General features: G+C 68.0%; 8 protein-coding genes and 1 riboswitch. Of the genes, 2 read left to right on the top strand and 6 right to left on the bottom strand.

The window, feature by feature from the left end:
- Positions 1 to 694 (bottom strand): nitronate monooxygenase (locus G3O06_RS45355; protein ID WP_205819974.1); only part of this gene is annotated, 694 nt, incomplete at its 3' end.
- Positions 695 to 917: 223 nt separating this feature from the next.
- Here G3O06_RS45355 and G3O06_RS45350 point away from each other — a divergent pair.
- Positions 918 to 1,610 (top strand): dienelactone hydrolase family protein, encoded by a 693-nt coding sequence (locus G3O06_RS45350; protein WP_205819973.1) that lies wholly within the window; start codon positions 918 to 920, stop codon positions 1,608 to 1,610.
- 81 nt (positions 1,611 to 1,691) lie between these two features.
- The gene (locus G3O06_RS45345) at positions 1,692 to 3,170 is read left to right on the top strand and encodes an amidase family protein (protein ID WP_205819975.1); all 1,479 of its coding nucleotides are present in this window, start codon (positions 1,692 to 1,694) and stop codon (positions 3,168 to 3,170) included.
- Between the two features lie 90 nt (positions 3,171 to 3,260).
- Here G3O06_RS45345 and metF read toward each other — a convergent pair whose 3' ends face one another.
- From metF to G3O06_RS45320, 5 genes are all read right to left on the bottom strand, one after another.
- Positions 3,261 to 4,091: a methylenetetrahydrofolate reductase [NAD(P)H] gene (gene metF / locus G3O06_RS45340; RefSeq protein WP_174918397.1), complete on the bottom strand. Its 831-nt coding sequence runs from the start codon at positions 4,089 to 4,091 to the stop codon at positions 3,261 to 3,263.
- Positions 4,092 to 4,103: 12 nt separating this feature from the next.
- Positions 4,104 to 4,457, bottom strand: a complete 354-nt coding sequence (locus G3O06_RS45335; protein ID WP_006477367.1) for a phage holin family protein — start codon at positions 4,455 to 4,457, stop codon at positions 4,104 to 4,106.
- Positions 4,458 to 4,619: 162 nt separating this feature from the next.
- Entirely contained in the window at positions 4,620 to 6,038 is a 1,419-nt protein-coding gene (gene ahcY / locus G3O06_RS45330) for an adenosylhomocysteinase (protein WP_205819972.1), read from the bottom strand.
- Between the two features lie 32 nt (positions 6,039 to 6,070).
- Positions 6,071 to 6,186: riboswitch (S-adenosyl-L-homocysteine riboswitch) on the bottom strand.
- 109 nt (positions 6,187 to 6,295) lie between these two features.
- Positions 6,296 to 7,030 (bottom strand): RNA polymerase sigma factor FliA, encoded by a 735-nt coding sequence (locus tag G3O06_RS45325; protein WP_174918395.1) that lies wholly within the window; start codon positions 7,028 to 7,030, stop codon positions 6,296 to 6,298.
- Positions 7,031 to 7,052: 22 nt separating this feature from the next.
- Positions 7,053 to 7,644: MinD/ParA family protein (locus G3O06_RS45320; protein WP_205819971.1), on the bottom strand; the 592-nt coding region annotated here is incomplete at its 5' end.

Here is a 7,644-nt window from a genome sequence, read left to right as displayed (position 1 = left end):
CAAGCGCGGCCGCGATCCCGCGGCCGTCCATGATGCCGCCCGCGGCAAGCACCGGCAGGCCGGTCGCGTCGACCAGCTGCGGCACGAGCGCGAGCGTGCCGATCAGTGCATCGTCGGCGGAACCGATGAACGTGCCACGATGGCCACCCGCCTCGGCGCCCTGCGCGGACAGCGCGTCGGCACCCGCCGCCTGCCATGCGAGCCCCTCGACCACGTGCGTCGCCGTGCCGATCACGTAGGTGCCGGCGGCCTTCAGGCGCGCGACGTCGGCCGCATCGAGCACGCCGAACGTGAAGCTCGCAACGGGCACGCGCAACGCCACCAGCGCATCGAGCTGTGCGCGGAAGTCGGGTGCGTAGCGTGCGGGTGCGGTGCCCGGCGGCAAACCGAGCGCCGCATTCAGCGGGTCGATCGCGGCCAGCGCGCGGGCGACAGTCGCCGCGTCGGGCGCGGCGTCCGGCAGCACGAACAGGTTGATCGCGAACGGGCGATCGGTCGCCGCGCGGATGGCTTCGACTTCGGTCGCGAGGCGCTCGGGCGCGAACGCGGCGGCGCCGAGACTGCCGAGCGCGCCGGCATTCGATGCGGCGGCGACCATCGCGGTCGTGGTCGCGCCGACCATCGGCGCCTGCACGAGCGGCAGGCGCAGGCCGAAGCGTTCTGAAAAGGGCGTGGAAAACAGACGGGCGGACATGGCGAATTCTTCGATGACGATGCGCGAAAGCGCTTTGTAAAGGCGGGCACTTCGACTCTATCGAAGCGCCGCAGCGCCGAAAAATGAATAATCGAGATCGAAACGATCGCTGCGCGAGAAGCGGGCGCGTGCCCTGCACCGTCACACGATCGGTGGCACACTAGGCCGCCCTCTTCCAACCCGGGGCGCGCATCGCGCACCCCGTTCGCCAGGAGTTCAGAACGTGACTGCCCAATGGATCGACATCCCCACCGGTAACGACAGCTTCGGCGGCTATCTCGCGCTGCCCAAGCGCGGCAAAGGCCCTGCCGTCATCATCATCCAGGAGATCTTCGGCGTGAACTCGCACATCCGCGCGGTCGCCGACCAGTACGCGTCCGACGGCTTCGTCGCGCTCGCGCCGGACGTGTTCTGGCGCACGCAGCCGCGCGTCGAGCTGACCTACGAAGGCGCGGATCGCGACAAGGGCATCGAGTTGATGAAAAAGACCGACGTGGGTCTTGCGGTGGCGGACATTGGCGCGGCTGCCGATGCATTGCGTGCGCGCCCCGAAGTGGCCGGCAAGATCGCCGCGATCGGCTACTGCTTCGGCGGCCAGCTCGCATACCGCGCAGCCGCGACCGGCAAGATCGACGCGGCAGTGGCCTACTACGGCGGCGGCATCCAGAACGCGCTCGACCTCGCCGACAAGGTCACGCAGCCGATCCTGTTCCACTACGCGGAAAACGACCACGGGATCCCGCTCACGGCCGTCGACGAGGTGAAAGCCGCGTTCGCCGGCCACGGCCATGCATCGTTCCACGTGTATCCGGGCGCCGAGCACGGCTTCAACTGCACGGACCGCGCGTCGTACAACCAGCGCGCGTCGGCGCTCGCGCACGGCCGCACGCTGACCTTCCTCGCCGAGCACCTCTAAAATCGACCGGCCGCGGGCCCCGCGCACCGGGCCCGCGTTATGCTGCTGTCATCGCCACGAGTCACAACGGGGGTGACTGCGATGCACTCGGACTATCTCGCGCACGACGCGATCGGCCTCGCCGCACTGGTACGCGAACGCAAGGCGAGCCCGCGCGAACTGCTCGACGCCGCGATCGGCCAGGCCGAAGCGGTCAACAGCGCGATCAACGCGATCGTGCTGCAGGACTACGAAGCCGCGCGCCAGCGTGCGGCCGCCACGCCCGACGGCGGCGCCGAAGCGCCGTTCGCCGGCGTTCCCTATCTCGTGAAGGATCTCGGCGCGGCGGTCGCCGGGCTGCCGCTGTCGATGGGCAGCCGGCACTACCGCTATTTCGTGCCCACCGACGATTCGCCGGTGATCGCGCGAAGCCGCGCGGCCGGTCTCAACGTGTTCGGCAAGACCAACACGTCGGAAATCGGCCAGATGCCGTACACGGAACCCGAGCTGTTCGGCGCGTGCCGCAACCCGTGGAATCTCGACCACACGCCCGGCGGTTCGAGCGGCGGTGCGGCGGCGGCCGTCGCGGCCGGCATCGTGCCGATCGCGCATGCGTCCGACGGCGGCGGCTCGATCCGCATTCCGGCGTCGTGCTGCGGGCTGTTCGGCCTGAAGCCGAGCCGCAACCCGGTACTCGTCGACCTGCCGTCGAACGGCGAGCTGGTCGTCCAGCATGCGGTCACGCGCAGCGTGCGCGACAGCGCGCTGCTGCTCGACGTGACGACCGGCCAGAGCTTGCCGGCCGGCGCGCCCGGCACGTTCCTCGGCGAGCTCGACACGCCGCCCGGCCCGCTGCGGATCGGCCTCGTGCTCGACCCGATGCTCGCGCCGGCACTCGCCGACGACACGCGCGCGGCGCTCGACGATGCGGCCGCGCTGCTCGAATCGCTCGGCCACCATGTCGAGCCGGCGACGCTGCACGTCAACTACGCGCGCGCGGCCGAAACCTTTCTCACGCTATGGGCGACGATCGCAGAGGAGATGGTGCTCGGTGCGCGCGCGCTGACCGGCCGCACGCCGAAGCGCGGCGAATTCGAAGCCGCGACGTGGGCGATGGCCGTGGTCGGCCGGCGCCTCGCGCGCACGCGCCTGCCGGACGTGCTCGAATGGCAGCGCCAGCTCACCGTGCAGGTGGCCGGCCTCGTGTCGCGCTACGACGCGATCCTGTGCGCGTCGCTCGCGGGCCCGCCGGTGAAGATCGGCGAATTGCAGCCGACGCCGTTCGAAGCGACGCAGATGAAGGTGCTCGCCGCGCTGCCGGTGAAGCCGCTGCTGAAGGAAATGCTCGCGAGATCGTCGGAAAAGGCGTTCACGTGGGCCGGCTGCACCGAGCTGTTCAACCTGACCGGCCAGCCGGCGATGTCGGTGCCGCTTTACTGGAACGCGCGCGGGCTGCCGATCGGCGTGCAGTTCGTCGCGCGCCACACCGACGACGGGCTGCTGCTCAGGCTCGCGCGGCAGCTCGAGCAGGCGCGACCGTGGTTCGACCGCCGCCCGCCGCTGATGCACGCGCAGCGCTGACGCTCACGCCCCCGCTCCGCAGTTCATCGAAAAAAAAGCCCCGCCGGTTTTGCCGACGGGGCTTTGACGCATGCAATCGCGTGAGTGCGCTTACATGACGAGCCGTTCGCAGATCGTCCGCGTCGCGGCCGCCGTGTTCAGCGTATAGAAGTGCAGACCCGGCACGCCCGCGTCGATCAGACGCTGGCACAGGCCCGTGACGACGTCCGCGCCGAACGCGCGGATCGACTCGCGATCGTCGCCGAAGCTCTCGAGCCGGCGCGCCACCCAGCGCGGCACTTCGGCGCCGCACATCTCGGAGAAGCGCATCAGCTGCGAGAAGTTCGTGATCGGCATGATGCCCGGCACGATCGGCACGTCCACGCCGAGCTTGCGCGCATCGTCGACGAAGCGGAAATACGCGTCGGCGTTGAAGAAGTACTGCGTGATCGCGGAATTCGCGCCGGCTTTCACCTTGCGCGCGAAGTTCTCGAGATCGGCCTTCGGCGAGCGCGCTTGCGGGTGGTACTCCGGATAGCCCGCAACCTCGATGTGGAACCAGTCGCCGTGCTCGGCACGGATGAAGCTGACGAGCTCCGACGCATAGCGCAGTTCGCCGACTTCGCCCATCCCCGACGGCAGGTCGCCACGCAGCGCGACGATGTGGCGGATGCCGTACGAGCGGTACTGGTCGAGGATCGCGCGCAGGCTGTCGCGCGACGAACCGATGCACGACAGGTGCGGTGCGGCCTCGAGGCCGTCCTTCTGCATGTCGAGCACCGTATCGAGCGTGCCCTGCTGCGTCGAACCGCCGGCGCCGAACGTGCAGGAAACGAATTTCGGCTTCAGCGGCAGCAGTTGCGCACGCGTGGCGCGCAGCTTCTCGACGCCTTCCGCCGTTTTCGGCGGGAAGAATTCAAACGAGAGTTCGATCGGTTTCATGATTCGAAGAGGTCAGCCGATGTCGCGCTGACCGAAGATCAGTGCGGACAGCAGCCACGACACGATGCTGTACAGGATCGAACCGAAGAACGCGGACCAGAAGCCCGACACCTCGAAGCCCTTCAACAGCGACGACGCGAACCAGAAGCACAACGCGTTCACGACGAGGATGAACACCCCGAGCGTGACGATCGTGACGGGCAGCGTCAGCAGGATCAGCACCGGGCGGATCACCGTGTTGATCAGGCCGAGCACGACCGCGATGATCAGCGCCGTGCCGAAGCTCTTGATGTGGATCGACGGCACGAGGTACGTGATGATCAGCAGCGCGAGCGCGTTGATGACCCAGGTGAGGATGACGCTCATGGAGTGCTCCGGTTCGGTTGTCGATCGGTACGATCAGTGGCCGCCGCCGGCCGCCGCGAGTGCCCGAAGGCGCACCGCGGCAGCCGGCGATCCCGCGCCGTGCCGCCGTCCCGCGGGCGCGTCGGCGACGCGCGCACGGCACCGCGGCGGCGGCGCATCGGATCAGTAGCGGTAGTGGTTCGGCTTGAACGGGCCGTCCTTCTGCACGCCGATGTACGAAGCCTGCTCGTCCGACAGCACGGACAGGTTCGCGCCGATGCGCGCGAGGTGCAGGCGCGCGACCTTTTCATCGAGGTGCTTCGGCAGCACGTACACCTTGTTCTCGTACTCGGCGCCGCGCACGAACAGCTCGATTTGCGCGAGCGTCTGGTTCGCGAACGAGTTCGACATCACGAACGACGGGTGGCCGGTCGCGCAGCCGAGGTTCACGAGGCGGCCTTCCGCCAGCAGGATCACGCGCTTGCCGTCCGGGAAGATGATGTGGTCGACCTGCGGCTTGATGTTTTCCCACTGGTACTGACGGGTCGACGCGACGTCGATTTCCGAGTCGAAGTGACCGATGTTGCAGACGATCGCGTTGTGGCGCATCGCCTTCATGTGATCGTGGCCGATCACGTGGAAGTTGCCGGTGGCCGTCACGAAGATGTCGGCCTTGTCGGCCGCGTATTCCATCGTCACGACGCGGTAGCCTTCCATCGCCGCCTGCAGCGCGCAGATCGGATCGATTTCGGTGACCCACACGGTCGCGCCGAGGCCGCGCAGCGATTGCGCGCAGCCCTTGCCCACGTCGCCGTAGCCCGCGACGACCGCGACCTTGCCCGCGATCATCACGTCGGTCGCACGCTTGATACCGTCGACCAGCGATTCACGGCAGCCGTACAGGTTGTCGAACTTCGACTTCGTGACCGAATCGTTCACGTTGAACGCCGGGAACGGCAGGCGGCCGTCCTTTTCCATCTGGTACAGGCGGTGCACGCCGGTCGTGGTTTCTTCGGTCACGCCCTTGATGTGCGCGAGGCGCGTCGAGTACCAGGTCGGGTCCGCGTCGAGGTGCTGCGCGATCGACTTGTACAGCGCGACTTCTTCTTCGTTGGTCGGCTTCGCGATCACCGAACGGTCCTTCTCGGCCTTCGAGCCGAGGATCAGCAGCAGCGTTGCGTCGCCGCCGTCGTCCAGGATCATGTTCGCGAATTCGCCGTTCGGCCATTCGAAGATGCGGTGCGAGAATTCCCAGTATTCGTCGAGCGATTCGCCCTTGAACGCGAACACCGGCGTGCCGGCTTCGACGATCGCGGCAGCCGCGTGGTCCTGCGTCGAGAAGATGTTGCACGAGGCCCAGCGGACGTCCGCGCCGAGCGCCTTCAGCGTCTCGATCAGCACGCCCGTCTGGATCGTCATGTGCAGCGAACCGGCAATGCGCGCGCCCTTCAGCGGCTGCTGCGCCTTGTATTCGTCGCGGATCTGCACGAGGCCCGGCATTTCGGTCTCGGCGATGTTCAGTTCCTTGCGGCCCCAGCCGGCCAGCGCCATGTCGGCGACGACGTAATCGTTGGAAGCTTTGGAATCGATAATGGCGTTCATCACGCCCTCCTTTCTAAAAAGTTTCTAGATTGGTGACGTGAGCGCCGTTCAGGAAGCGGGGCCGACGCGGTTTTGCCGCACGGCTGCTTGGTGAAGCCTTCCGAGCCTGGCGGACGCAGGGTGGTCCGTCGCAACGCTCCTCGGAAAGCGGAGAGGATTGTAGCAAATCGGCGCGCAGAATGCGCAGGCACGGCGCACATACGGCGCACGCACGGCACCAGCGCGCGGCGTCGACGCGCGCGGCCGTCAAGAAAGGGTCAGGACTCCGCGCCGACCCACGCCTGTTCGCGCAGCCGCGCGCGCAGGCGCGCGACGGCCTGGCTGTGCAGCTGGCACACGCGCGATTCGCTCACTTCGAGCACCGCGCCGATCTCGCGCAGATTCAGACCCCGTTCGTAGTACAGCGACATCAGCAGCTTCTCGCGCTCCGGCAGCCGCTCGATCGCCTCGACGAGCGCTTCGCGCAGGTGCTCGTCGAGCAGCGCCGACAGCGGATCGGCGTGATCGACGCGGTAGCGGTCGAGGAACGGCTCGTCGTCGGCCGCGCGGTCGAAATCCTCGTAATAGATCAGCTGGCTGCCGTGCAGGTCCTGCAGCATCCCCTGGTATTCGTCGAGCGGCATGTTCAGGTGCAGCGCGATCTCGGTCTCGCTCGCCGAGCGGCCGAGATTCTGCTCGACCTGGTGCACCGCGTGCTCGACCTCGCGCGATGTCTTGCGCAGGCTGCGCGGCAGCCAGTCGTTGCTGCGCAGCTCGTCGAGCATCGCGCCGCGGATACGCTGCGTCGCGTAGGTCTCGAACTGCGCGCCCTGGTCTTCCTTGTAGCGCCCGGCCGCGTCCATCAGGCCGATCATGCCGGCCTGGATCAGGTCGTCGAGATCGACGCTCGCCGGCATCTTCGCGACGAGCTGCAGCCCGAGGCGTCGCACGAGCGGCGCATATTGCGCGAGCACGTCGGCCTGGGACATCTTTCCTTGAGCGTTGTACATCATGGCTCTCTCCTTCCGGTAGCGCTCACGCGGCGTGTGCCGCGCCCGCCTCATACGACGGCTTGCTGCCCGCGTGCACGGCGCGGCCAGCACCCGAACGCGGACGCATCGGCCAGTACAGCAGGTCCGCGGCAATCTGCCGGCAGTCGCGCGCGGCGGCCGACGACGGGAACGCGTCGACCACGGCACGCATCAGCTCGCGCGCATGCTCGACGAGCGGATCGGCGCTCACGCAGCCGGCATCGGCGATCGACACCGTCAGGTAGCGGCTCGCGACGCCCGCGAGGTTGTCGAACGCGACCTTCGCGTCCGCGTGGCTGCCGACGTGATTGGTCAGCACGCGGAACTGCGCGAACGCATGCGCGAAATGCAGCCGCTTCATGCACGCGTACGCCTCGGTGATCGCCTGCGCGGCAACCCGCGTGACGATCAGCACGTCGTGCGCTTCGCGTGCGAGCGCCGAGAACGAACCGTCGGCGCCGAGCTGCGCGTCGACGAGGACGATGTCGGCGGGGCCGTCGATGAAATCGCTCAGTTGCGCGTCGGTGTAGCCGGTGCGCGCGAGCCGCGCGGCGGCGCACAGGCCGAAGCCGGCCGCGACCCGTGTGCGCTCGCCA

It is taken from the genome of Burkholderia sp. Ac-20345 (assembly GCF_017104825.1).
Taxonomy (GTDB): domain Bacteria; phylum Pseudomonadota; class Gammaproteobacteria; order Burkholderiales; family Burkholderiaceae; genus Burkholderia; species Burkholderia lata_B.
The sequence above is the reverse complement of the archived record's forward strand: the minus strand, read 5'-3'. Positions and strand labels throughout refer to the sequence as shown.